This window comes from Methanomicrobiales archaeon (genome assembly GCA_030019205.1).
GTDB lineage: Archaea > Halobacteriota > Methanomicrobia > Methanomicrobiales > JACTUA01 > JASEFH01.
In genome coordinates this window covers 12,690-37,176 of the sequence record JASEFH010000009.1, presented here as the reverse complement: position 1 = coordinate 37,176, position 24,487 = coordinate 12,690, and the positions used below count along the sequence as shown (strand labels likewise).

23 protein-coding genes are annotated in these 24,487 nt (G+C 64.8%); 5 read left to right on the top strand and 18 right to left on the bottom strand.

Annotated elements, in window-relative coordinates; genetic code table 11:
* Positions 1-8: 8 nt before the first annotated feature.
* The 3 genes from cbiQ to QMC96_06650 all read right to left on the bottom strand — a co-directional run bounded on the left by cbiQ (position 9) and on the right by QMC96_06650 (position 1,855).
* Entirely contained in the window at positions 9-794 is a 786-nt protein-coding gene (gene cbiQ / locus QMC96_06660) for a cobalt ECF transporter T component CbiQ (protein MDI6876435.1), read from the bottom strand.
* 69 nt (positions 795-863) lie between these two features.
* Positions 864-1,163: an energy-coupling factor ABC transporter substrate-binding protein gene (locus QMC96_06655; GenBank protein ID MDI6876434.1), complete on the bottom strand. Its 300-nt coding sequence runs from the start codon at positions 1,161-1,163 to the stop codon at positions 864-866.
* Positions 1,160-1,855 (bottom strand): energy-coupling factor ABC transporter permease, encoded by a 696-nt coding sequence (locus QMC96_06650; protein MDI6876433.1) that lies wholly within the window; start codon positions 1,853-1,855, stop codon positions 1,160-1,162. Before QMC96_06650 ends, QMC96_06655 begins: the two co-directional genes overlap by 4 nt.
* Before the next feature lie 171 nt (positions 1,856-2,026).
* Between QMC96_06650 and pyk the strand changes: the two genes are divergently transcribed.
* Positions 2,027-3,475 carry a pyruvate kinase gene (gene pyk / locus QMC96_06645; GenBank protein MDI6876432.1) on the top strand — a complete coding sequence of 483 codons (1,449 nt, stop codon included), beginning with the start codon at positions 2,027-2,029 and terminating at the stop codon, positions 3,473-3,475.
* A gap of 7 nt (positions 3,476-3,482) precedes the next feature.
* On the opposite strand, the gene QMC96_06640 is transcribed toward pyk, so the two are convergent.
* The 14 genes from QMC96_06640 to QMC96_06575 form a co-directional block, all read right to left on the bottom strand.
* Positions 3,483-4,055: a cobalt-precorrin-7 (C(5))-methyltransferase gene (locus tag QMC96_06640; protein MDI6876431.1), complete on the bottom strand. Its 573-nt coding sequence runs from the start codon at positions 4,053-4,055 to the stop codon at positions 3,483-3,485.
* Positions 4,049-5,059 (bottom strand): cobalt-precorrin-5B (C(1))-methyltransferase, encoded by a 1,011-nt coding sequence (locus QMC96_06635; GenBank protein MDI6876430.1) that lies wholly within the window; start codon positions 5,057-5,059, stop codon positions 4,049-4,051. Before QMC96_06635 ends, QMC96_06640 begins: the two co-directional genes overlap by 7 nt.
* On the bottom strand, positions 5,034-5,720 hold the full coding sequence (locus QMC96_06630; protein ID MDI6876429.1) for a precorrin-8X methylmutase: 687 nt from the start codon (positions 5,718-5,720) through the stop codon (positions 5,034-5,036). The genes QMC96_06635 and QMC96_06630 overlap by 26 nt, the downstream gene beginning before the upstream one ends.
* The gene (gene cobJ, locus QMC96_06625) at positions 5,668-6,450 is read right to left on the bottom strand and encodes a precorrin-3B C(17)-methyltransferase (GenBank protein MDI6876428.1); all 783 of its coding nucleotides are present in this window, start codon (positions 6,448-6,450) and stop codon (positions 5,668-5,670) included. The genes QMC96_06630 and cobJ overlap by 53 nt, the downstream gene beginning before the upstream one ends.
* The gene (cbiG, locus tag QMC96_06620; protein MDI6876427.1) at positions 6,434-7,309 is read right to left on the bottom strand and encodes a cobalt-precorrin 5A hydrolase; all 876 of its coding nucleotides are present in this window, start codon (positions 7,307-7,309) and stop codon (positions 6,434-6,436) included. Before cbiG ends, cobJ begins: the two co-directional genes overlap by 17 nt.
* Positions 7,306-8,016 carry a precorrin-4 C(11)-methyltransferase gene (cobM, locus tag QMC96_06615; GenBank protein MDI6876426.1) on the bottom strand — a complete coding sequence of 237 codons (711 nt, stop codon included), beginning with the start codon at positions 8,014-8,016 and terminating at the stop codon, positions 7,306-7,308. Before cobM ends, cbiG begins: the two co-directional genes overlap by 4 nt.
* Entirely contained in the window at positions 8,013-8,618 is a 606-nt protein-coding gene (locus QMC96_06610; protein MDI6876425.1) for a cobalt-factor II C(20)-methyltransferase, read from the bottom strand. Before QMC96_06610 ends, cobM begins: the two co-directional genes overlap by 4 nt.
* Positions 8,609-9,139, bottom strand: coding sequence for a precorrin-6Y C5,15-methyltransferase (decarboxylating) subunit CbiT (gene cbiT / locus QMC96_06605; protein ID MDI6876424.1), 531 nt, complete (start codon positions 9,137-9,139; stop codon positions 8,609-8,611). Before cbiT ends, QMC96_06610 begins: the two co-directional genes overlap by 10 nt.
* 1,102 nt (positions 9,140-10,241) lie before the next feature.
* A complete protein-coding gene (gene cobA, locus QMC96_06600; protein MDI6876423.1) occupies positions 10,242-10,997 on the bottom strand; it encodes a uroporphyrinogen-III C-methyltransferase in 756 nt (251 codons plus the stop codon).
* A complete protein-coding gene (hemC, locus tag QMC96_06595) occupies positions 10,994-11,878 on the bottom strand; it encodes a hydroxymethylbilane synthase (GenBank protein ID MDI6876422.1) in 885 nt (294 codons plus the stop codon). The genes cobA and hemC overlap by 4 nt, the downstream gene beginning before the upstream one ends.
* Positions 11,869-13,104 carry a glutamate-1-semialdehyde 2,1-aminomutase gene (gene hemL, locus QMC96_06590; GenBank protein ID MDI6876421.1) on the bottom strand — a complete coding sequence of 412 codons (1,236 nt, stop codon included), beginning with the start codon at positions 13,102-13,104 and terminating at the stop codon, positions 11,869-11,871. The genes hemC and hemL overlap by 10 nt, the downstream gene beginning before the upstream one ends.
* On the bottom strand, positions 13,101-14,075 hold the full coding sequence (gene hemB, locus QMC96_06585; GenBank protein ID MDI6876420.1) for a porphobilinogen synthase: 975 nt from the start codon (positions 14,073-14,075) through the stop codon (positions 13,101-13,103). Before hemB ends, hemL begins: the two co-directional genes overlap by 4 nt.
* Positions 14,054-15,334 (bottom strand): glutamyl-tRNA reductase, encoded by a 1,281-nt coding sequence (hemA, locus tag QMC96_06580; protein ID MDI6876419.1) that lies wholly within the window; start codon positions 15,332-15,334, stop codon positions 14,054-14,056. The genes hemB and hemA overlap by 22 nt, the downstream gene beginning before the upstream one ends.
* The gene (locus QMC96_06575; GenBank protein MDI6876418.1) at positions 15,327-15,953 is read right to left on the bottom strand and encodes a bifunctional precorrin-2 dehydrogenase/sirohydrochlorin ferrochelatase; all 627 of its coding nucleotides are present in this window, start codon (positions 15,951-15,953) and stop codon (positions 15,327-15,329) included. Before QMC96_06575 ends, hemA begins: the two co-directional genes overlap by 8 nt.
* Before the next feature lie 130 nt (positions 15,954-16,083).
* Here QMC96_06575 and QMC96_06570 point away from each other — a divergent pair, with 130 nt between their 5' ends.
* Positions 16,084-17,085, top strand: coding sequence for a hypothetical protein (locus QMC96_06570; protein ID MDI6876417.1), 1,002 nt, complete (start codon positions 16,084-16,086; stop codon positions 17,083-17,085).
* Positions 17,086-17,835: 750 nt separating this feature from the next.
* Here the strand turns inward: QMC96_06570 and QMC96_06565 are convergent.
* A complete protein-coding gene (locus QMC96_06565; GenBank protein ID MDI6876416.1) occupies positions 17,836-18,813 on the bottom strand; it encodes a DUF1616 domain-containing protein in 978 nt (325 codons plus the stop codon).
* Positions 18,814-18,978: 165 nt separating this feature from the next.
* On the opposite strand from QMC96_06565, the gene QMC96_06560 reads away from it, so the two are divergent.
* The 3 genes from QMC96_06560 to QMC96_06550 all read left to right on the top strand — a co-directional run bounded on the left by QMC96_06560 (position 18,979) and on the right by QMC96_06550 (position 24,032).
* Complete coding sequence (locus QMC96_06560) at positions 18,979-19,923, top strand: SDR family oxidoreductase (protein MDI6876415.1); 945 nt, start codon at positions 18,979-18,981, stop codon at positions 19,921-19,923.
* 954 nt (positions 19,924-20,877) lie between these two features.
* Positions 20,878-21,249, top strand: coding sequence for a hypothetical protein (locus QMC96_06555; protein MDI6876414.1), 372 nt, complete (start codon positions 20,878-20,880; stop codon positions 21,247-21,249).
* A gap of 1,418 nt (positions 21,250-22,667) precedes the next feature.
* Entirely contained in the window at positions 22,668-24,032 is a 1,365-nt protein-coding gene (locus tag QMC96_06550) for a mannose-1-phosphate guanylyltransferase/mannose-6-phosphate isomerase (protein MDI6876413.1), read from the top strand.
* Positions 24,033-24,487 lie beyond the last annotated feature (455 nt).

Sequence of the window (24,487 nt, the reverse complement as noted above, 5' to 3'; positions counted from 1 at the left end):
TCGGTCTCCTACAGCACTTCCAGCGACGCGGTTCCGACCATCAGGGCGGCGGCGCCTGCCAAGTACCCGATCACCAGCAGGGTGCCCCGGATCGAGATCCTCCGCTCGTTCTCCAGGAGTTCCAGCCTTCCGTCGTAGCAGCGGGCGTCCATCGCGAGAATGAGATCTTCGCCCCTCTCCCACGCCCGTACGAAGAGCATCGAGCCGAGCATGGAGAGGGCAGATATCGAGTTGCGGAATGTCGTGTAGCCCTGCCGCATGACCTGGGCGTTGCCGATCGCGATCGCTTCCCCGATCAGGACGAAGATGGAGCGGTAGACGAGCATGGATAGGTCTACGAACTCCCGCGGGAGCCCTGCCGACCGCAGAAGCGAGAATATCTCGATCAGGGGGGTGGTGAGCGCGATGAAGAAGAGCGAGCAGATGCCTCCGAGCGCCCGTGCCGCCACGAGGATCGTGAGGTTCGCCGCATCTCGCGTCGCCGTCAGGGTGACGACGGAGAGTGGCACGGAGAAGAGGGGATCGCCGCTGCCCGTTACGAACAGGATCACGGCGCCGCCTGTGACGATGAAGAGCAGGGGCGCCAGAAGGGCCCGCAGGTAGAAGGAGAGCGGTATTTTCGCCAGCAGGACGGTAGCGAGCCCCATCGTCGCCGCGACGAATGCCGGGGCGACGGGGCTCGTCGACGATACGCTGATCAGGATGGCGCCGATGGAAAGCGCCACCTTCAGCCGGGGATCTACGGAGGAGAGGGCATTGGTGTTGGCGAAATCGTCGAGGATCGTCTCGGTCATCGTCTCTCCTGCAGATCACTCTTTGCCGCCAAGACGCAAAAAGCCCATCTTCTCCCGGACTGCCAGACCTCACTCACCCTGTCTCTTCCCGCGGTTGTAGCCGAAGAAGTAGCCGATGATGCCGGCCCCGATCGCGGCCTGAAGACTGAAGAGGAGGCTCTCGATCTCTCCGCTCGGCGGCTCCCAGATCGGCTGCATCCAGGGGACGTAGCCCTGCTCTTCCAGCAGCTCAGCTGCGCTCCCGTCCGCGCCGCCCCAGGCTTCCTCGCCTTCCGCCAGATTCGCCTGGATCTGGGCGTTCTGATAGAGGAATACGATCGCCATGATGACGATCGCGAGCGCTGCGATCAGTTCGCCCTTCCTCTTCATGCCCTCGCCTCCTTCACTCTCGCGACAGCCTGGGCGGGCAGGACGTTCAGGCGGACCAGGATGTCGGGGCGGAGGTCGATGATATACTTGAAGATGAGCCCGGTCACCACGCCCTCCAGGATGGCGAGAGGTACCTGGGTGATGGCGAAGATGGAGCCGAAGGCGACGAAGGAAGCCCAGACACCTCCCGCCCCGGCGGGGAAGGCGAGCGCCAGCTGCAGGGAGGTCACCACGTACGTGGAGAGATCTGCGATGGCGGCGGCCAGGAAGACCGTTGCATAGGTGTTCAGGTTCAGCCGCCTGCCGGCGCGGTAGATCCCGTATGCTGCCAGCGGCCCGGCGATGCCCATGGAGAAGACATTGGCGCCGAGGGTGGAGAGGCCGCCGTGGGCCAGGAAGAGCGCCTGGTAGAGGAGGACGATGACGCCCAGGATGGAGGCGGCGGCCGGCCCGAAGAGGATCGCGGCGAGACCCGTGCCGGTAGGATGAGAGCAGCTGCCCGTGATCGACGGCAGTTTGAGCGAGGAGAGCACGAAGACGAACGCTCCGGCCACTGCCAGCAGGGGCAGGGCTTCGCGCCTGTCGCGGAACACCTTCTTCACCTGGTACATGCCGTAGAGGAGGAACGGCATCGAGACCAGAAACCAGAACAGCGACCATATACCTGGCAGGTATCCTTCCATGATGTGCATCGCATCACCCAAATCAGGTTATTTTGATTTAACTCAAATTTATTTTATAAGTTTTGATTGATAAACCTGCTGATGCGAGCCCGCGCTTCCGCTCCGGCATGGCAGCGGCACGGCGAAACGGATTTAAAGGGGGAAGCCGAGTCTCCTCCGAAGATAGGGCCATTGCGTGAGATGGTATCCATGGAGCTCCCCGACCACAAGACCAAGATCGTCTGCACGATCGGCCCTGCCTCCTCCAGCCTTCCGGTGCTGCGCGGGATGCTGCGGAGCGGCATGAACGTGGCGCGCCTGAACCTCTCCCACGGCAGCTTCGACGATCACCGCGGCTATATCCGTACCATCCGCACCGCTGCCGAGGCGGATAGACTGCCGTTCACCATCCTCGCCGATCTCCCCGGCCCCAAGATCCGCATCGGAAGGCTCGCGTCCGAGCCGATCCTCCTGCGGAAGGGGGATCGGGTGATCCTCACGACGGAGCCGCTGCTCGGCGATACGAACCGCATCCCGGTCGACTTCGAGGCCTTTCCCGAGATCGTCTCCCCGGGCAGCATCGTCTATCTGGCAGACGGATTCCTGCAGCTGCGGGTGCTGGAGGTGACGGGAATGGACGTGGTCTGCGAGGTGCTGATCGGGGGGCACCTCTTCTCGCGGAAGGGGATGAATCTGGTCGGTGACTTCCCCCGGATCGGGGCGCTCACCCCGCGGGACATCGAGTGCCTCCGCTTCGGGCTCGGGGAGGGGCTCGACACCTTCTCCATCTCCTTCATCGAGGATGCCGCAGACATCCGGCGGGCCCGCGAGATCGCTGCCGATCTCGGGAAGTCGATCCGCGTCGTGGCGAAGATCGAGCGCCACGAGGCGCTGGAGAACCTGGACGCGCTCCTGCGGGAGGCGGACGGGGTGATGATCGCCCGGGGGGACCTCGGCGTCCAGATTCCGCTGCAGGACGTGCCCGGGGTGCAGAAGCGGATCATCCGCCAGGCGAACATCCTGGGAAAGCCGGTGATCACCGCCACCCAGATGCTCGAGTCGATGACCGAGAACATCCGACCGACTCGCGCGGAGGTGACGGACGTGGCAACCGCGATCCTGGACGGCACCGACGCTGTCATGCTCTCGGAGGAGACCTCGGTCGGGAGGTACCCCGTGGAGACGGTGGCGACGATGGCGGCGATCGCCCGATCCGCCGAGGCGTACCGATCGTCCGCGCTCGGGCCATGTGATCTGGAGGGCTACTTCCGCAGCGGGATGGGGCGGCAGGGGATCACGGTCGGCGATGTGGTCTCCTTGAACGTGATCGAGGCGATGCATGCTCTCGGGATTCGGTTCGTGGTGACCCCCACCCGCACCGGCGGCACCCCCCGGCGGATCTCCCGGTTCAAGCCGGACGCCTGGATCCTCGCCTTCTCCCGGAGCGAGGAGACGCAGAGGTTCCTCAACCTATCCTATGGCGTCTACCCGTTCCTGATCCACACCGGGAGGGAGCCGTGGCACGACCTGATCATCCAGTTCCTGAAACAGTCCGGGCTGGTGCATGCGGGCGACCGCGTGCTCCTCACCGAGGGCGTCTCCCCGGGGGAGCCGGGCACCGACTCGCTCACCATCTACCGGGTGCCCTGACGGGGCATCAGAAGGAACCGGCCACAACGACGAAGAGGTCCGCCCGCGGTTCGGGCGGCTCCTCCGCCGTACCCAGTGCTATCCGCTCCTCCGGGTATCCCAGATTCTCGCAGAGGGCGACCCGCGTCCCGGGAGGAAGGGCGGATGCCAGCGGCGCGACCGGGAAGGCCGGGTCGGCGACGATGAAGGCGACCCGACCCCGGAGAACCTCGTTCCGCGCCTCTTCGATCGCCCGTGCATGATCTCTCCCGTGGGCGGCGATGATGGCGGCGCGGGCGAGCGGGATGCGGAGGCGGGCGAAGGCGACCTGCATCGAGGAGATGCCCGGGACGACCGTGCCCGGGAGATAGCCGAGCCCGGCGAGCATCGGGTCCCCTGTGGACAGGACCACCGCGTCCTGCGGGAGGTCCTTCAGGCGCCGGTAGTCCTCGATCACCCGCACGTCGCACCCTTCGGGCAGGTGGGCGCTGGCGAGCGCGATCGCCCGTTCGGAGCCGTAGACGCGCCGTGCGGTCCGCAGGACGGCGATCGCCTGCTCTGTTATCATCCCCGGCCCGCAGCCGACACCGACGATCAGCATCCGCTCTCCCCTAGAATGCGCCCCTCCCGCGCGAGCAGGACGACCCGAACCCATGGATACCGCTCTCTGTACGCCCCGAGCGCCCTCTCTCGCGCCGCTTCCCATGAGGGGGAGAGGACGAGCTCCTCGACGGTCGCGCAGCCCGTTCCCTCCAGAATACCGGGATCGATGAACCGCAGGATCAGCCCGGGGAGGCCGCAGAGGACGACGTCCCCCTTTGCCGCATCCAGCGCCGCTCCGATCCGGCTGCCGACCAGCACCACCTCGTGGGCGGGGAAGAGCAGTCGGGCATAGCGGAGGCCCGTGCGGCCGGTCGCCAGCACCACCCGCCGCGATCGTTCGATCCGCTCGATCACCGACTCCACGAGGTGGTCGTCCCAGGGCTCAACGAGCCCCGTGGTGCCCAGGATGGAGATGCCGCCCTCGATCCCGATGCGGGGGTTGAGGGTCTGCCGAGCGATCCGCCGACCCTGCGGGACGGAGAGCTCCACCCGCGCTCCTGCGAGCCCGGCCGCCTCCACCGCTTCGGCGACCGCGCGCTCGATACTCTCCAGAGCGGTGCGGCTGATCGCAGGCTCCCCCCGCCGCGCCCGCGGGGTGTCCCGCATCCACCGCCCGATCCCCTCGCCGGCGTCGATCTCGATTCCTCCGGATATCCGTTTGGCGGCCGCCACGAACTCCGCACCCGCTGTCGCGTCTTCCGGGTAGTCACCGGGATCCTTGCGTGCGGTCGCACGTCCCTGCCGGGCCGTCACGGGTATGGAAACCGCGATCCCGCAGGGCAGAGTAAGATCGACGGACGCGGGTTCGCCGCCTGCCAGCGAGAGAACCGCCGCCTTGGCCGCTGCGGCTGCCGTCGTCCCGGTGGTGAAGCCCCGCCGGAGCGCGGCCCCGGATGCCGTGAGCACGGCGAGCCCCGCCGCCACGAGCGCACGGCGCTGCGGGTCCCGGCAGGCCGCCGCCCAGGTCTCCGGGTACTCAAATCCCGTTACCGGATCCCGCAGCATCCTGCTCCTCGATGCGGAGGGTGATCAGTTCGTTCAGGGCGGCGACTGCCACCGGGGTGCCGCCCCGCGTCCCCTCGCAGGAGATGGAAGGGACATCCAGGCTCCGCAGCGCCTCCTTGCTCTCGGCGGCGTTCACGAACCCGACGGGGGTCCCGATTACGAGCGCCGGCCGAACGCCCTCCCCGATCAGGCTGCAGATCGTGAGCAGGGCGGAAGGCGCGTTCCCGATCACGACGATCGCTCCGTCCAGGCGACGGCGCAGCGCCAGGAACCCGGCGGACGTGCGTGTGATGCCGCTCTCCCGGGCGATCTCCTCGCCGTGATCGAGGGCGCAGAGGATGCGGCTGGTGTGCCCCTTCTTCTGGATGCCAGCCTGCACCATGCGGATGTCCGTGACAATGGGAGCCCCACCGGCGAGCGCCCGCAGTCCCGCCTGCACCGGGCGGTTCGCGAACCTCATCAAGTCCGCCATGTCGAAGTCCCCGACGGCGATGGCGCAGCGCTGGCGGATGCGGTCCTCGGGACCGCTGTCCCCGACCCGCTCCCGCGCGATCTGACGGCTCTTCCTCGAGATGCCGTACGCCTCCTCGGTGACGGCCCCCGGATCAGTATACGTATTTGCGGTGGTATCCCCGCGGCGTGATGATTCCCCGTGCATCCGAACCGCTCCTCCAGATCCTGCTCTCCTCCCCGCCGACGATCAGGGTGGAGTGCATGTCCACGTCCTTCAGAAAGTCTGCAATCTCTTCCAGCGTCGTGACGACGACCCGCTCTTCGGGGCGATAGGCGTTCCGCACGATCCCGACCGGCGTCTGCGGGGGTAGGTGCGCGCGGGCTATCTCCAGCGCCCGCGCGCAGTGCTCCGCCCGCCCCCGGCTCTTTGGGTTGTAGATGACTACCGGCACCCTCATCGAGAAGGCGAGATCCAGCCTCTTCTCGATCACCGCCCAGGGTGTGAGGAGATCGGAGAGGCTGAGCGTGACGTGGTCGCCCGAGAGGGGCGATCCCAGGAGCGATGCGGCTGCCTGGGCCGCAGTTACCCCGGGAACCACCTCCACCGCCACGTCCAGTCCCCGCCGCTCGATCACCTCGAGGACGATGGACGCCATGCCGTAGATGCCCGGATCTCCGCCGCTCACCAGGGCGACGCGGTGCTCCGCCGCCAGCTCTGCCGCCGTCTCCGCCCGCTCGACCTCCCGCCCCATGCCGCTCCGCAGGACAGTCTTGCCCGCGATCAGGTCTTCGATCAGGTCCAGGTAGCGGCCGTTCCCGATGACGTACTCGGCGTCCGCGATCGCCCTCCGCGCTCTTTCGGTCATGCAGGCGATATCCCCCGGCCCGGTCCCCACAATGCAGAGACGGCCGCAGGACTCATCGGGCGACGGCAACGGTCACCCTCCCGTAGGCTCTCTTCGCCATGACGATCTCCTTTCTCCCTGAGAGCGCCCGGGCGCAGGGTTCGGCCACGCCCTGCAGTCCCAGCCGCGCGGCGGCGGACGGGGTGCCGGGCGGCTGGGCATTAATCTGCGCGTCCTGCAGGAAGACCAGGTTTCCCGAGAGGGCGGAGACGGCCTCGGAGAGAGCGGACTCCCCCCGCTTCCGCTCTGTCGTGGCATACGCAAGCACGGAATCCGGACCGATCCCGGCGTCCCGCAGACCCTTCGAGAGGGCAGACAGCACCTCGTCGCGGGACACGCCCCGGCGGCAGCCGATTCCGACCACGTACTCGCCTCCCCGCAGCAGAATCGATACGGAAGGGCCCGCGATCACCACCCCCGGACCCGGGATCGCGTAGAGCGGCACGTCACCCTCCAGCATCGCGGCGTTCGCTGCCCGGGTGGAGGTTCGATTCAGGACGGTGCAACCCTCGCGGGCAGCGATCCCCTCGACCGACTCCCTGCCCGCAGCCTCGGTTGCCGTGGTGATCACCGCCTGGATCCCGAGGCAGGCCTGAAGCTCCCTGGCGAGGGCGTTCCCGCCATGGTGCCCGCCGAGGATGGGGATGGCATGGGCGAGGTCCGGGCTGACGACGACCACCGCCGGATCCTCCCACTTGCTCTGTATCAGAGGGGCCAGCTGCCGCACCGCGATCCCGGCGGCCATGAGCGCAACGATCCGGCGGTAGCGTGAGAAGGCGTCGCGGAAGGCGTCTCCCGAGTAGGGCACCAGGTCCGCCCCCAGGGTGCGGGCGATCAGCTCCCCGTTCCCGAGAGCGTGCGGCATGGTGATGACGACAGTGCCGGTCATGCGTAGAGCACCGACCTGGCATATCCATCCGGTTCCACGACGCCCCCGATGACGATCAGGGCCGTCCGTTCGATGCCGGCCGAGCGGGCCCTCTCCACGATGTTGGCGAGCGTTCCCTTCACCACCCGCTCGTCATCCCAGGAGGCGTGGTAGACGACCGCCACGGGCGTCTCCGGCGGATACTCCACCGCAGACACCACCTCCTGCAGTTTATCGGCTCCCAGGAAGACGACCATCGTCGCGCCGTGGCGTGAGAGCTCGGCAAGGGCGTCATCCCCCAGCGTCCTGCCCCGCGGGCGGGTCACGATCAGGGTATCGGAGACGCCCCGCAGCGTCAGCTGGGTTTTCAGAGCCGCCGCCGCAGCGAAGAGGGAGGAGACGCCGGGCACAATCTCCACGTCCACGCCCCGCTCCGCGAGCCCGTCGATCTGCTCCACGATCGCCCCGTAGAGCGAGGGGTCGCCGGAATGGAGGCGGACGACGGTCCGCCCGGCAAGGGCGTTCGACGCCATCGCCTCCAGAAGTTCGGGGAGGTGCATACCGTGGCTGTTCATCTTCAGGGGTGCGCCCGAGAGGGCGACGAGGGCCGGGTTCACCAGGGATCCGGTGTAGATGAGGACATCTGCCCGTTCGAGCAGCCTGCGGCCTTTCACCGTGATCAGGTCGGGATCCCCGGGTCCGGCGCCCACGAAGTAGACCTTCGTCATCGCCTCGCCACCAGGATGCTCATGTAATCGCTCTTCTCGGGCAGCGCCGTTCCCGGGTAGATGCGGGCGTCGGGCATGTACATCCGCTCCAGCAGGATGAACTCGCTGTAGCCCAGGCGTTTGAGCCTCTCCGCGTCCTCCCGCGGGTTCCGCACTTTAAGAAGGATCCGGCAGCGGGGCTCGCTGCCATCAGAGACCTCGAACCCCTCCGAGAGGGAGATTCCCGCCGCGGCGGTCCAGGCGGTGATGGCACTCACTCCGGGCTCGGACGTGCACGGGATCTGCGGGTGCTTCTCCCGGATCACCTGCACGAGCCGCCCGTAGGTGGAGAAGAGATTCGGATCCCCCAGGAGCCCGAAGACCGCGAGACCCCGCTCCGCATGGGGTGCGATGCGGTCTGCATGCTCCTCGATGACTTTCCGGATCGCCGCCTCGTCCTCGGTCATGGGGAAGGAGAGGATCTCTGCATCGCGGTAGGGGGCGACCAGATCGCGGGCGATGCGCCCCGGGACGAAGACCGCGTCCGCCTCCCGCAGCAGGCGGACTGCGCGGAGCGTGAGGAGCTCGGGATCGCCCGGCCCCAGGCCCAGCCCTACGAGCATGCCGCACCCCCCACGACGATGTAAACGGGGTCGATGGGGCGGAACATGATCTCGCCGCCGACCTCTCGGGAGCGCGCCACCTGCACCAGAACCGCCTCGCGGAAGATGCCGAGCGCCCGCATGGTCGAGATCGCCGTCGCAAGCGTGTTCACGAGGACCGCGTTCACCACGATCGTGCCCTTCACCTGCCGTGCGAGGATGCCGAGCACTTCGGGAAGGTCCCGGGACCCGCCCACGAAGGCGGCATCGAGCTCCCCCAGTCCGCCGAGGATCTGCCGGGCTTCGCCCGGCAGGAAGTCGATATTCGAGACGCCCGCACCCGCTGCCGCCCCCCGCGCTTCGGCGATCGCCTCCTCCCGGCGGTCGATCGCGTATACCCGCTCTGCCTGCCGCGCAATCGCCATGGAGACCTTTCCGGTCCCGCAGCCGATGTCAGCCACCCGATCGGTCGGTCGGAGTCCCAGTTTCTGGAGGGCGACCGCCATGATCTCATCCTGTGTCGGTCCGCCTGGAAGACCCATATCACACCTTACGAAAATTTGGTTGTGTTAATAATAACCTGGGTTGATCGTCGTATTATTCTTATCTTCGAATTCCTCGCTCTCCGGGTTACGCCCTATCGCTGCTTGGAGGAGGCGCATCTCCTCCCCAGTCCCCATCCCCTGCAGCACGATAGAAGCCTGCTCCGGGATGCCTGACCTGTCCTGAATGGAGAAGTATCCCTGTAATAGCCACAACTGCGCAGAACGTCGGTCCGATCCCCAGGTCCGCGCACCAGCCCCATCGCACCTCGGAAAAGGGGATACCGATTTTTACGGTGGCGGTATGGCCACGATTCTGGTCGGCCGCGCGAGATAGCCATCCGATCTTTCTGTTCACTCAGGCCCTATCGCATTAGCGGGGGGAGAGGATGACATCACCTCCCCCGTGCTCCCATCCTCCCTGCATAGCGAGATCCTGGATAATCCGTATACCGGAAGCCGGCTCTTCCGGGTGCTCGATCGGTTAGGCAGAATAGACAGTGCGTGATTTCGCACCCAAGCCGTGCTTGCAGTGCGATAACATTGGTGCGGGTGCTCCAGGATGCCTCCGCCAATCCCAGCATAGCAGAATTCAGACACTAGATGCCCAACCGATCTTCTGCTCCATCCAGGCCTATCGCAATAAGGGTGGAGGGGGCGGTGCCCCCTCCCCCAAGTGCCCCCACCTCTGCCAGTACGATGGCCGGGTGGAAATCCGTATACCCAATTCCCTTCTGCATCCCCGAGATTCGAGAATGCCTCGACAACCCAGGTAGGGATGAGAGCTGGGCTTCTTCTCCCTCTCTCCTTTCGGTGCGATAATCCTGGCAGGGGGTGCTCGGTGTCGCCTCAAATACCCCCGAACATCAATGTCGGATTCGAACAAGGGTCTCCGCCGCACTCTCTCCTACAGACCCTATCGCACCGGGGGGGGGCGCACCCCCTCCCCCTATTCCCCCGCCGGTATGATACCCCAGGAGAATCCGTATACATGATTCTGATCGGAGCTCGGGGCGGCAGGATTGCAAGAGATACACCACCAAGCCCTCCCGCCGCTGTGCAATGTCTTTCAAAGGATAGAGAAGGGGATGCCCCGGATCCTTCAATCCTGGAGCTCTTCGCTATAGAGGTTCTCGCCCCGGTAGAGCTGCACCACATCCCCGATCACGATGATGGCCGGCGGTCGGACTCCTGCGGTCCGTGCCCGCACGGCGATGTCCCCGAGGACACCCACAGTCACCCGCTGCCCCTCCGAGAGCCCGCGCTCGACGATCGCGACCGGCGTCTCCCGATCCATGCCGTGACCCTGCAGAGTCTTCGCGATGCCCTCCAGGTTCTTCACGCCCATCAGGATCACAATCGTCCCCCGCGTCTTCGCGAGCGCCGCCCAGTCGATCCCGGACTCCGCCTTTGTTGGATCCTCGTGTCCCGTCACGAAGATGACGGTGGAGGCGCACCTGCGGTGGGTGACCGGGATCCCGACGCAGCCGGGCACCGCGATCGCGCTCGTCACGCCGGGAACGACCTCCACCGGTATCCCGTGAGCCCGGAGCACCTCCAGCTCCTCGCCACCCCGCCCGAAGAGGAAAGGGTCCCCGCCCTTCAACCGCACGACGGTCCGCCCCGCGCGCGCCCGGTCCACCAGGATCGCCTCGATCTCATCCTGCTCCAGGGTGTGCCGCCCCCCGTACTTCCCGCAGTCGATCCGCTCCGCATGCTCGGGGAGCGTGCGGAGGATCTCTCCGGCCAGCTGGTCGTAGAGGATCACGTCCGCCGCATCGATCACCTGCCGGGCGCGGAGGGTGAGGAGCCCCGGCACCCCCGGGCCGGCTCCGACCAGGTAGACTCTGCCCGTCATTCCGTCAGCCTCAGTTGCCGTGCGGCGTCGGCGATCAGGTCCGACGCCTTCTCCCGCAGCATCCGCCCGCACTCCCGCGCTTCCTTCAGCGTGCTGATCCTCTGATCGATCCGCTCCGTCCGCTCCCCATCCAGGGAGAGCACCTCGGCGATCAGCCTCCCGTTGCTGCAGAAGATCCCGTTCGGGGTGAAGCATCCCCCGCCGAGCTCCTCCATCACCGCCCGCTCGACGCCGATCTCCACGCGGGTCGCGGTGTCGTCCAGCGGGCGCAGCTGGCTGATGAGTGCCGGATCGTCCCGGGCGACCACGCCGATCGTCCCCTGGTTGGCGGAGGGGACGAATTGGGTGACCGGCAGGCGCATGCCGTTTGCCTCGATCTCCATCCGCTCCAGCCCGGCTTCGGCGAGCACGATGGCATCGAAGTCCCCGAGGGCGAGGCGGCGGAGGCGGGTGTCCACGTTCCCCCGCAGGGGGCGGATGGTGAGCGAGGGGTCGTGACGCAGGAGCTGCGCCCGCCGGCGGGTGCTGGATGTCCCCACCACCTGCACGTCGTCGAGGTCGCCCTCGAAGATGAGGTAGTCGGCCGGCGAGTCGCGGGCCAGGATTGCGGCCGTCACCACCCCCTCGGGGCGTCTGGCAGGTATGTCCTTCATGCTGTGAACCGCCGCGTCGATCTCGCCGTCCAGGATCGCCTCGTCGAGCGCCCGCACGAAGACACCCTGCCCCCCGATCTCGTGGAGGGGGACACCCGCCGCCACGTCGCCCTGGGTGCGGACGATCACCGTCTCCACCTCGATCCCCCGATCGGCGAGCGCCCGCGCCACCTTCTCGGTCTGCACCAGCGCGAGGCGGCTGCCCCGCGTACCCAGTCTCAGAGACATTGGCGGTACGCCGCTCCTATCGCTTCGATGTCCTGCTCGGTGTGCGCCGCGGAGAGGAAGTTCGTCTCGAACTGGGAGGGGGGGAGGAAGACGCCGCGCGAGAGCATGCCCCTCCAGAGGCGGCCGAACGCCTCCGTATCGCATTCCTTCACCTCGCGGTAGTTCTTCGGGGGGCTCCCGCGGAAGAAGTACTGGAACAGGGAGCCGATGGAGACGAAAGATCCGTCCCCGCGGACGGACTCGCCGATCGCCCGCACCGATGTCTCCAGGCTGCGGTAGATCTCGGGGTGAGCGTGGAGGTACTGCAGGGTTGCCGTGCCGGCGGCGAGGGAGAGAGGGTTGCCGCTGAAGGTCCCCGCCTGGTAGACGGGGCCCTCCGGAGCCACGAGCTCCATGATCTCCCGCCGTCCGCCGAACGCACCGATGGGAAGCCCGCCGCCCAGGATCTTGCCGAAGGTGGCGAGATCCGGCCGCACCCTGTAGCGCGCCTGGGCACCGCCGATACCCAGGCGGTAGCCCGTGATCACCTCGTCGAAGATCAGAAGCACGTCCGCCTCGCGGGTGATGCTCCTCACCTCCTCCAGGTAGCCCGGTTCGGGGAGGACGGGGCCAATATTCCCCATGACAGGCTCCAGGATCAGGCAGGCGGTGTCCGGATTCTTCTGGAGCTGTTCTGCAAGCGTCTCCGCGTCGTTGAAGGGCACCTGGAGGGTGTGGCGGACGAGGTCGGGGAGGACGCCCGCGGAGTCCGGAATGCCGAGCGTGGTCGCCCCCGATCCCGCCTTCACCAGTACCGCATCGTGGGCGCCGTGGAACCCGCCCTCGATCTTGACGATGTCCTGCCTCCCCGTGTAACCGCGGGCGAGGCGGATCGCCGCCATGGTCGCCTCCGCTCCCGTGGAGACGAACCGCACCATCTCCACCGCGGGGTGGTCGGCGACGACCCGTCGCGCGAGCTCGAGTTCCAGCGGCGTCGGGGTGCCGTAGAGCCAGCCCCGCTCCAGCTGCCGTGCGATCGCGTCTCTCACCAGCGGATGGGCGTGCCCCAGGATGAGGGGTCCGTAGCCCATGCAGCAGTCGATCAGCTCTTCCCCCTCCACGGTGACGATCCGAGAGCCCTGGCCCCGCACAGCGTAGAAGGGATGGGGGCGGATCGCCCGCACCGGGCTGCTCACTCCGCCCGGCATCAGTGTTCTCGCCTCCTCGAAGAGGTCGGCGCTCTTCACGGTATCCACCCCGCAGCCTCATCGGCAAAGTAGGTGACGATCAGGTCGGCGCCCGCCCGTTTGAGGCAGGTGAGGGTCTCCAGCACGGCGGCCTTCTCGTCGAGCCAGCCCCGCTCCGCCGCCGCGCGGATCATCGCGTACTCCCCGCTCACCTGGTATGCGGCAACCGGAAGACCGAGGGTCTTCACCCCGGCGAGCACGTCCAGATAGAACCCGGCCGGCTTCACCATCAGGATGTCGGCGCCCTCCATCGCGTCCTCTTCGGACTCCCGCAGGGCCTCGTTCGCGTTCGCCGGGTTCAGCTGGTAGCTACGCCGATCCCCGAAGGCGTAGCCGCTCTCCGCCGCTTCCCGGAACGGGCCGTAGAAGGCGCTGGCGAACTTGGTGGAGTAGGACATGATCAGTACATCCTCCCGCGCGGCGGCATCGAGGGCCCGCCGGATCGAGAGCACCATCCCGTCCAGCATGCAGGAGGGGGCGACGATGTCGGCCCCGGCCCGGGCGTGGCTCACCGCGATCCGCTCCATCACCGCAAGAGAGGGATCGTTCAGGAGATCCGGTCCGCAATGGGTATCGCCCACGATCCCGCAGTGCCCGTGGTCCGTGTACTCGCAGGCACATACGTCGGTGCAGATCACCATCTCCGGCACGTTTCTCCGGATTCTCCGCACTGCCTGCTGCACCACGCCGTCCTCCGTCCAGGCAGAGGATCCCTCCGCGTCCTTCTCCGCGGGGATACCGAAGAGCAGGATGCTCCGGATCCCCTTCTCCCACAGTTCGCGAGCCCGTTCCGCGGTATCGTCGATCGGGTAGCGCATCTGGCCCGGCATGGAGCCGATTCCGACCGGCTCCTCCGCCCGTTCGTCGACGAAGAGCGGGGCGATCAGGTCTTTTCTGGACACTGTATTCTCGGACAGGATCTCGCAGATCCCCTTCCGGCGCAGCCTTCTCAGTCTTCTCTCCGGAAACATACTTTCTCTCCCTGGGTGATAGCCCGTACCAGGGCCTCGGCTCCCTGCAGATCTCCGCATTCCGAACTCGTGCGGATGGCAATCGTCGCATCCGAGAGGAGCTTCTTCACGAGCACCCTCGAGAGATCGTCCACCACGCCAGCGACCCGCCGGTCGTCGTTCGCCCCCAGACGGGCGAGCGCTCGGTCCCGTTCGCGGATGCGAATCGTCTCGGCCCAGCGGTAGAGATCCGCGAGCACGTGGTCGGAGGCGGCGCGGTTGACCAGCCGCACGAACTCGGACGTCTCCTCCTCGATGAACTCCCGCGCCTTCTCCGCCTCCTGCCGTCGGGAGAGGAGGTTGCTGTCGCTGATGGAGCGGAGGCTGTCGATATTAAAGAGGCGCACCCCCTCGATCCGCTCCGCCCCCTCCTCCACGTCCCGCGGCTGGGCGATGTCGATCAGGATCAGCGGGTGCGCAGTGCGATCCGAGGGCCATACCCTCCCCTTCATCGCCTCGGCAAGTTCGTCCCTGCGGATGATGGGATGCGGGGCGGATGTGCAGGAGATGACGACGTCGGAGAGGGCGATGTAGTGGTAGAGGTCTTTTAAGTTCACGGCCCTCCCCCCGATCTTCTCGGCCAGGATGACCGCACGCTCGTAGGTGCGGTTCGCCACGTAGATGGCGGTCAGCCGCTTGGCGGCGAGGGCCTGGGCGACCAGCATGCCCATCTCCCCGCTGCCGACGACGAGGATGTGGCGGCGTTCCAGGCTCCCGAGCTGCTGTTCGGCCAGCAGCACCGCCGCCGATCCGATGGATACCGCCCCCCGGTTGATCTGGGTGCGCCTCCTCACCTGGATCCCGACATGGACCGCCTTGTCGATGCAGAGCTCGATGAGGGGGGATGCCGTACCGGCCTGGCGGGCGGTGGCAAGGGCGGTCTTCATCTGCCCCAGGATCTGGTCCTCCCCTACGATCATGGAGTCGATACCGGCGGCGAGTTCCAGCAGGTGGACGAGCACGCTGCGCCCGGAGAGGCAGGAGAAACCCCCCTTCCCCTGCCCGGAGAGGTAGGCGGAGAGCCGGGCGGCGTCCCCCTGCACCAGCACCTCCACGCGGTTGCAGGTCTGGAGGAGGAGCACTCCGCGGAAATGCTCTCCGGCCGCCTGCAGGAACGCGATCTCGTCGGGGAAGCGGCAGGCCTCGAGCTCCTCGCCCTTCGCCGTGTGGTGGGAGATGGTCGCGATCGCCAGGGGGGCGAGGAGCGGCGCGTCAGTCATGAAGGTACCTCCCCCGCACCACCCTCCAGGCGGCATCGTGCCCGCGGGATATCGCCTCCCAGACCTCCCTGTCCCGCAACACCTCCCAGAGCACTTCAGAACGCCGCGTGCGGGAGGGCTCGACCCGGCGGAGCTCCCGCCGCAGATCCTCCTGGAGGCGTATCATATCGTCGAGCATGGGATAGGTCTCCTCGAGCGCCATCCGCAGGTAGCGGGCGATGGCGGGCGAGCGTCCGAAGGTGGTGATGGCGATGGCGAAGTTCTCGCCCTTCACGACAGACGGCACGATTACGTCTCCGCTCTCCCCCTCGGCATTGTTGAAGTGAATGCCGAGCTGGCGACAGATCCGCCCGATGCGGTTGTTGACGGCGGGATCGTCCGTCGCTGCCACCGCCAGGAACGCCCCGGCCAGGATCTCCTCCAGCATCGCATCGGACGCCGCCGCGAGATCCAGCTCACGCATCTCCACGGCGAGGCTCCTGAGATCCGGCACAAACGAACGGCTCACCACCACCACGTCCGCCTCCCTGCAGAAGAATGCAGCCTTCCGCAGGCTCACATCGCCCCCTCCGAAGACGACAACCCTTCTTCCGCCGAGATCGATCAGGAGGGGGATCATTGGTTACATCTTTTGCGATGGACTCTCATTAAAGTGCTGATCCATTCGGGCGTTTTTACGGTGGCAATACTGTTTATCGTGCCGGTCAACTCGGATCCTATAAATACCTGCATCCCTCTCATCTGTTCGTATGACGGACGGTTACTACGGAGTCTCCGAGATCGGCACCGCGATCGAGCATGCAAAGCGACTGCTCTGGCCGCCGCAGATCGGGATCTGGATGCGGCTCGCGGTGATCGCCCTCTTCACGGCAGGAGGCTCCATCTCTTCTCCGGTCCAGTACAATCTGTCCGAGAGGGATATACCGCCGGGCGCGGCCGAATTCCTGATGCCGTATCTGCCGTTCATCCTGCTTATCGTCGCCATCGTGATCGCGCTCGGGCTGATCTTCTGGCTGATCCGCGGCGTGATGCAGTTCGTCTTTGTGGACAGCCTAACGAGCGGGCGGGTGCTGATCCTGCCCTATGCGAAGAACCGATGGAGGAAGGGGCTGCGGCTCTTCGGTTTCGAGGCGGGGCTCTCCCTCCTGCTGCTCCTGGTCATCGGGGCGCTCGCCCTGATCCTCCTCTTCCCCCTATTCGCCGCCACTGGGATGCCGAATGCCGCCCTGCTCCCGGCGCTCCTCCTGCTCATCCTCTTCTTCGTCGTCCTCCTGATCCCGCTCTCTCTGGTGCTGATGCTCACCGTCGATTTCGCCGTCCCGATCATGATCCGCGACGACGTCGGAGTGCTCGATGCCTGGCGCCGGCTCGCGCCGCTCCTCCGCCGCGAGTGGCAGCAGGCGCTCGTCTACGTGGCGGCGAAGGTCCTGCTCGCCATCGGGGCCGGGATCCTGATGTTCATTTTGATCCTGCTCGCTCTCCTGGTGATCGCCCTCCCCTTCCTGGTGATCGGGCTGCTGCTGGTGCTCGCCCTGTCGATCCCATTTTACACGATTCTCCTCATCCTGCTGATCCCCTTCCTCATTCTGGCGATCCCGGCGGTGCTGCTGATCCGCGTTCCGTTCGAGACCTTCTTCCGCTACTACTCGCTCCAGGTGCTGGGAAGGCTGGACGCGAGGTACCGGCTGCTCCCGGACGGGGGTGCGGGTGCGGCGCCGGCGGGAGCTGCAAATCCTCCCGCTGTCCCATAAAATATTTTGAGAAGCCGATACTGCTGGCTGCAGGGGCGGGTACACGCGCTCGCATCGATCCTCCCCGCTCGGGGCTCAGGGTCATAAGCACCGATCCGGGATGTCTGCAGGGAGAACAGTCGTATCTCGAAACGCTCTTTGAGACTTTCGTCAATCTCATGGATCACGAGGTATACGGGTATAAGGTTAATGTCGTTCACTCTCTGGTACACTTGAGTCTCCCAGGATACCGGGGCTATCGCAGGGGGAGAGGGTCGAACCCAACTCTCCCCTCCCCGCGGCCCGGAACGGCCCCCCCTCTCCGAGGGGAGGGGACTGGTTCGATAGGCCTGGAGGGTGAATACCGAGGAGAAACCTCTCTATCGCCCGACGTGGGAGAGGAGTGCGACCCCTTCCCTGAGAAGACCGGAGAGCCGTCAACCTCGGGGGGATTTCGACGGAGCCCTCTTCCAAGCTTGGATAAAACGTTCCTTGCCTGTCTCCCCGATCCCCCGGATGATGGGACTTCTCCAGGTTTCAGAAGCCGTCCCTACCTTCCAGGGATATGAACGCGATTAAACTGTGACAGAAAATCCCATCTGCGGCATGCATTCAGAAGACCCTGCAGCCTCTCCGAACCTCGATACCTCAGGAGAGCGGGATGATTCCCCCGTATCGGCAGGAATCCCTGGCCTCGCCGAACCTGCAGGGCCGCCGGGAAGCGCTGCGAGCTCTCTACGGGATGCAAAAAATAGTTTCTTTGAGATGAGTTCAGGTAACGTCGATCCAGAGGTGCAGGTCCCGGTAGCTGCTGTTGAGCCGCTCCGCCAACGGCATCGCACCATCGGGAACGCTCTCGTTGAAGAGCAGGAACTCGATGCGGTTGTAGCGGGGATCGGGTGCCGTGAAGGTGTAGAGCCGCTCCTCTGTCGCGTTATGGGGGACCGCCAGGCTGAACCGGTCCAGGCGCCGCGAATCTTCCATCGTGGTCAGGTTGGTGCGCTCGTCGAACCGGCTCTCCAGCAGGTAGGTCTCCACGGTGTAGTTGACGGTGCGGTACTCGTGGTTCCCGATGCCGATGATCACTTTCTGCGGTGTGCCCGCGGAGAAGGCTGTCGGGTATCCCGTCGCCTTCCCCCCCTCCCCCAGGATGTAGAACTCGGTGAAATGCTCCCCTTCCCTGGGCACCAGCACCACATACGTGAGAGTGCCGATCGCGACCACGACGGAGGCGACGAGGACAACCGAGAGAACGCGGTCCGTGCGGGTCCCCCCCTTGCCGCCGAAACCGTCCCGCATGGCGGCCAGCATCGCGCCGGACGAAACCTCGTAGCGCTCCTCCGGACCCAGCAGATGCCGCCGGTACTGGGCGACTGCCGCCATCGCGACCGTGAACGCCACCAGGGACGCCAGGATCGGATCCAAGCGGATCCCGAAGGGCGTATAGTTCAGCCCCAGGCCGATCAGGGGTACCACCGCGATGGAGAGCCCGAAGGAGAGAGCCACACGTTCGATGCCGTCGAGGTCGCCCTTCCTCGGGAAGAGGGCCGCGATCAGGGCGTAGCCCGGGACGAAGAGGACAAGTGGGAGCCCGAAGAGGAGGCGCAGAGGCGTGGCGCTCAGGACAGGGATGTAGACGACCATGAGCGTGCAGATGGTCCAGATGTATGTGCCTGCCAGATCCAGCGGAATCCCCCGCTGGCTCACCGCTCCGACCCGGCTCTGCGCACACTGACTCGGTTCTTCCATGTGGAATCTACTCTTATCGTGCTAGGTTAAAAAGCTTGAGGGGGATCCCCGCAATAAATTCATGGCTCGTGAGCGGAGTGCTCCCCCTTTCCGTTTGGAGACGTCCCAGTATCAATACGTTATTATCTCCGGGACGCCTTGATCTGCTAGCTGCAGGAGTATCCCATGCAATTCGTAGTAACCGGAGGTGCCGGCTTCATCGGTTCGCACCTCTCCGAGGCCCTTCGGGAGAGAGGAGACGTGATCATCCTCGATGATCTCTCGTCCGGGAAGGAGGCAAATATTCGCCACCTCCTCGACGGGGATCGGGTTCGCTTCATCGAAGGGAGCGTCACCGATCTCCACCTCCTCCAGGATGTCTTCCGGGGGACTGACTGCATCTTTCATCAGGCGGCGATCGCGAGTGTGCCGCGCTCTGTAGCCGATCCCATCGCCACCCATGCGGTGAACGCGACCGGCACCCTGAACGTGCTCGTCGCCGCCCGGGACGCCGGCGTCCCGAAGGTGGTGCTCGCCTCTTCGTCCGCCGTCTACGGCGACGACCCGACCCTCCCAAAACACGAGGGGATGCTCCCGAATCCTCTCTCGCCGTACGCAGCCCAGAAGGCGACCGGCGAATACTACGCCAGTGCATTCTCCGCTCTCTTCGGACTCCGGACGGTCTGCCTCCGCTATTTCAACGTATACGGGCCCCGTCAGGACCCAGCCTCCGAGTACGCCGCCGTGATCCCGAAGTTCACCGCCTGCCTCCTCGCCGGTGAGCCGCCCCTGATCCACGGCGAGGGGAGCCAGACGAGGGACTTCGTCTTCGTGCAGGACGTGGTGCGGGCGAACATCGCTGCAATGGAGTCGGATGCCACGGGAATCTTCAACATCGCCGGCGGCACCCCGCTGTCCGTGAACGATCTGGCGCGGATGATCCAGGAGATTCTCGGGACCGATCTCGAGCCCGTCCATGGCGCTGCCCGCCCCGGCGACATCCGCGACTCCTACGCCGACATCGCAAGGGCGAGAGAGCGATTGGGCTGGAGGCCGCGGTATCCGCTGAAGGAAGGGCTCGCCAGGACGGTCGATTGGTTCGCAGCGCAGCGGCAGGCAAGTCTCGTTTAGCCTGCTGCATCCCCTAGTGCTCCCTCCTGGGGGAACGCAGGTGCATCCGAGACCGGGTGCAGGATTTTCCGCCTCCGGGATATCCGCCTGGGTCAGAGAGTGAGCGTCACTCCGCGGTTCGAGTTCCCCGCGGGAAGAAATTACTCGATCAGCGGACGTGATACGTGATACATCGCTCCCGCCCGGTGCCCCATTATCCTATCCGCTCACCCTTTCTTCGGAGCACCCTTGAGAGAAGAGACCACCAGCACCGAATCCCGGCAGTTGAGCGATTCCGATCTCTGCATGCAAAGGTCGCCGAGGAGCGTCTGCAGGCATCACGAGATCCCGGGGTCCGATGACGCTAGATCTGCCTGGATTTTCGAACCCAGTGCCGCCTCCGGCATGCCCGGGAGTCGATCCCATGCCCCGGACTCCCCTGCCAGACCAGCGCCGGAATGCAGGACGATCTTCGGGTGTTAGGAAAGAGCAGGTCTCTTGAGCCATTCACCCTCCGCGATAGCCCTTCCTGCCGCCGGGGGGAATCGCCCAGAATCCGACTCGCCGTATGGAAGGCAGGATAAGCACGCACCCTCCAACCCCCCTGCCGTTTCCGCCATGGTGCAGGAGTCGAGCGGGAGGAGGACTGCGGCAGTATCATCCCGGTACGGATGGAATGAGACTACGGACGTGATCCGGCAGCACAGGAGCGAACCCGAACGGCGCAGAGGCTGCGGGACGGAGTGCAGCAGACCGAGTATGGAGATAAGGCTGCCAGATCGTGATCATATTCCGGCACTTACGCTTTCTGCATCGGTTGCCGGAGCGCAGTACGGCCCACACCAATCCGTCATGAACGGAAATACCCATACGTTTTTAGATCGCAATGCAGAGACCGAATTCATTATATTTTGCCAGAAGACAAATGCGAGGGAAAGAATTTTATAGATCCGCCGCTTCCATTGAATCTCTTATATGAATACGGGAAAATCGCCTTTTGAAGATCTTTGGGTGACGGTGACGATATCCGTCGGAAGGAACACGGTGTTTGCACGTTCGGCGCTGCGAATCCAGGGGAAGGGTGAAGGTGGGGAGATGTATCTGGTGGACACGGGAAAGCGGATTCAGGTGAAGGAGGGAGAAGGGATCGTGGATCTGGCCCGCAAAATGCTGAATACGATCCAAGAGCCAAGAAAGAGACACGAAGTCCAGGACACGAGGACCTACTACAGGAACCGCGAAGAGGCCGAAGCGGTCAAGCACCCGGGGGATCGCATTTACTACAGTGAGGATCGAGGATTCTGGGTGACCACACCGAAGAGGAGAGTTACGGGCAGTAAATCATGAGAGCGACCATTTCCGATGAGGGCCGTATAGGTTCGGTATCTCTTTTCACGGATTCATGCTGCTGATCCAGCTGTTCCAGCGGGGATACGCACCTTTTCGGTCATTCCCGTACCGGGGGAGAGGCGAAGGGCAGGGGTTCAGGCTGGGGGATGGGTGAAGTCCCTCCGCCGGAAGACCCCCTAGGACCGGCACGGGAGGGGGCAGGCAAACCGGTGAGATTGTGCAGTGGTACACTCGAATATCCTTACCCAGAGGTCATCCCAAGAATCTCCCGATCAGGATCGCACAGGGCGTATATATAAACCCCGGGAATGAATGCACATAGCGTTCGTATCGAGGAACCATTCTCTTGAAATCCTCAATCCCGCTGAAGAATCGTTCAATCGCCCCTCGTTTCTGGTAAAGGTCTCGATAGAACCAGACGGGTCGTCCTCGCTTCGGATGGTTCCGGCATCGAAGATTCACCGGAATGTTGTCCATGATCCCCCGTTTCCGCTTGGACAGACGGATCTCGTGAGAATCATCCGCCGCATCGGCCGAAATCACTGCCGGCTTCTCCGTGGTTCCGAGAATCATACATCCTGCAACCGTTGATTCAAGGAGACGAGAATCGTGGATGTTTTGCCGGGTAACCAGACAGGGCTGGGAGAGACCCTGTGGATCGACTGCTGCGATGAGGTGGTCCCGGTTATCTTCTTACAGCCTTCAAAGCCGATATCTCCCCCGTTCGCGGGAATCGCCTTGGCATCGGTGATGCAGCGGACCGACTCCTTTCGGATAGCGGCAGTGCGGTCATCCTTCAGGGCATGATGGCGTGCCGGGAGCGTTTCGGAGAGCGGGGTCAGGGGACGCAGCCGACAGAGGATCGCAGAACCATCCTGATGATCGCCGTTGCGGCCATCCCGAATGGATCTCGCATTCGGATAGGAGCAGTTCTCGCAGCGCCGTGAGGAATGGTTGACCGGAGCGTAGCCCGATTGCAGCGACTGTACAAACAGAAGCCTACCCGTCGTGCGCAGGATACGCTGCAGAACGGCTCCGTTGAAATCCTATCGAAGCAAGTCCTTGCTCCGAGATGGCCGGTATCGTTGCAGGATAGGGCCGTCTCCCCTTCGTGAGATAGTCCGGAAATTCTTCTTTCCCCTACTCCTGAAGGCCTATCGCACGATTCTCCGCGCTCGAATGCGAGAAAATATCCACGAGATAGCACAAAATCCGCCGAAGAGGGCTTCCGCAGCATCTGCTCTGCGGAGCATCAGCCCGACAGCTGCCGGAACTGTGCCGGGGTTCAAGTACTCTGCCAAGAATGCATGCTATCTTCTGTATTGTCGGGTATTCTCACGATATGCCCGATCGAACTGGAAAGATTATCAGCACCGGATGCAGAATCCTGAAAAGAGATCTATAGGGTGGAAGGTTTGAAGACTCTCATTCTCGCCGGCGGCAGCGGGACCCGCCTCTTCCCGCTCTCGCGGACTCTCTTTCCCAAGCAGTTCATTCCGCTCTTCCAGAACGAGTCCCTCTTCCAGAAGACCGTGCAGCGGGCCCTCCTCTTCTCGGAGCCCGAGGAGATCACGATCGTCACCAACCGCGTGCACAAGTTTCTGGTGCGGGATCAACTGGGCGCGCTCTGCGATCGCTGCACCATCCTGGAGGAGCCCGAGGCAAAGAACACGCTGCCCGCCATCTACTACGGCATCTCGCGGATCGCCGAAGAGGACGAGAGCGGGCAGGTGGCGATCCTCCCTTCCGATCACTTCATCACAGCGGACGAAGGCTACAGGGACGCAATCCGGGCTGCCGAAGAGCTGGCACGGGAGCGGCTGGTCGTCTTCGGCGTGAAGCCCGACTCGCCTCAGACCGGTTACGGCTACATCCGTCCGGGCAGCCCCGTCGGGCCGGGGTTTTCGGTCGACGCCTTCGTGGAGAAGCCGGACCGCGCCACGGCGGAGCGGTACGTGCGGGATGGTTACGTCTGGAACAGCGGGATGTTCGTCTTCGACTCTGGGATCTTTCTGGAGGAGTGCCGGCGGCACGCCGCCGATGTCGTGGCAGCTTTTGAGAGCGATACACCTGAAGAGGCCTTCCGCCGCTCGCCGAAGATCTCGGTTGACTACGGCATCATGGAGAGGACGGATCGGGCGGCGGTGGTTCCCTTTACCGCCGCCTGGAGCGATGTGGGCAGCTTCGACACCCTCTACCGCCTGAGCGAGAAGGACGCCGACGGCAACGCGATCCGCGGCGAGTGCCTGTCCATCCGCTCGCGGGGGAACTTCATCGTCAGCGACCGCCTCATCGCCACGATCGGGGTCTCCGACTTGGTGATCATGGACACCAAAGACGCCCTGCTGGTCTGTCCGCGATCCGAGGCCCAGGCGGTCGGGACGATCGTCCAGAAGCTGAAGGAAGACGGTGACGAACGGGCGGAGATCCACACCACGGTCTACCGCCCCTGGGGCTCCTACACGGTGCTCGAGAACGGGAACGGCTACCGAATAAAAAGGATCACCATCCTCCCGAAGCGCCGCATCTCCCTCCAGCTCCACCACCACAGGAGCGAGCACTGGGTGGTCGTCTCGGGCATGGCCCGGGTGACACTGGACGGGAGGGAGTATTTCCTGCGGCCGAACGAGTCCACCTTCGTCCCGGCGGGCGTCCGCCATCGCCTGGAGAACGCGGGGATGATCCCCCTCGAGATCATCGAGGTCCAGAACGGTGAGCATATCGCCGAAGAAGACATCGTCCGCTTCGAGGACGACTTTGAGCGCGGCACCGGTGCATAAATCCCTGCCACGGTATTTCCGGCAGCGTATCCACGACTGCGATGCTCGGGACCATCGAGGCTTTTTTCACCCCTTGGCAGGCCATCCGTCATGCGGGTCGAGCCATGCGATCCGCCCCCGAGCGGCGTCGGAAGCGAGGATACGGATATCGTCATTGGAATTCACGTTCTGCAAAAATTCAGGCCGGTTCCAGCACTGTGTCGGAGGATATCCACCAGATAAGGATGGTGTCATACTGGCAGGAAGCGAACCGCTCCGAGGCGGTGGAGCTGGCAACGCTTCGGTCGCGCTGTCGCGGATAGGCATGACGCCTCCGCGGGGGGCAATCGTTGCTGTCCGCAATGTCTTCCATCCCGTGTAGGAGTGCGTCAGGGAGGGGCATTATCTGTGCGATCTTCGAAGCAGTGTACTCGGGATGCGATCCCGTGTCTGCCGGTGTCCGCACCTGCTGGAAT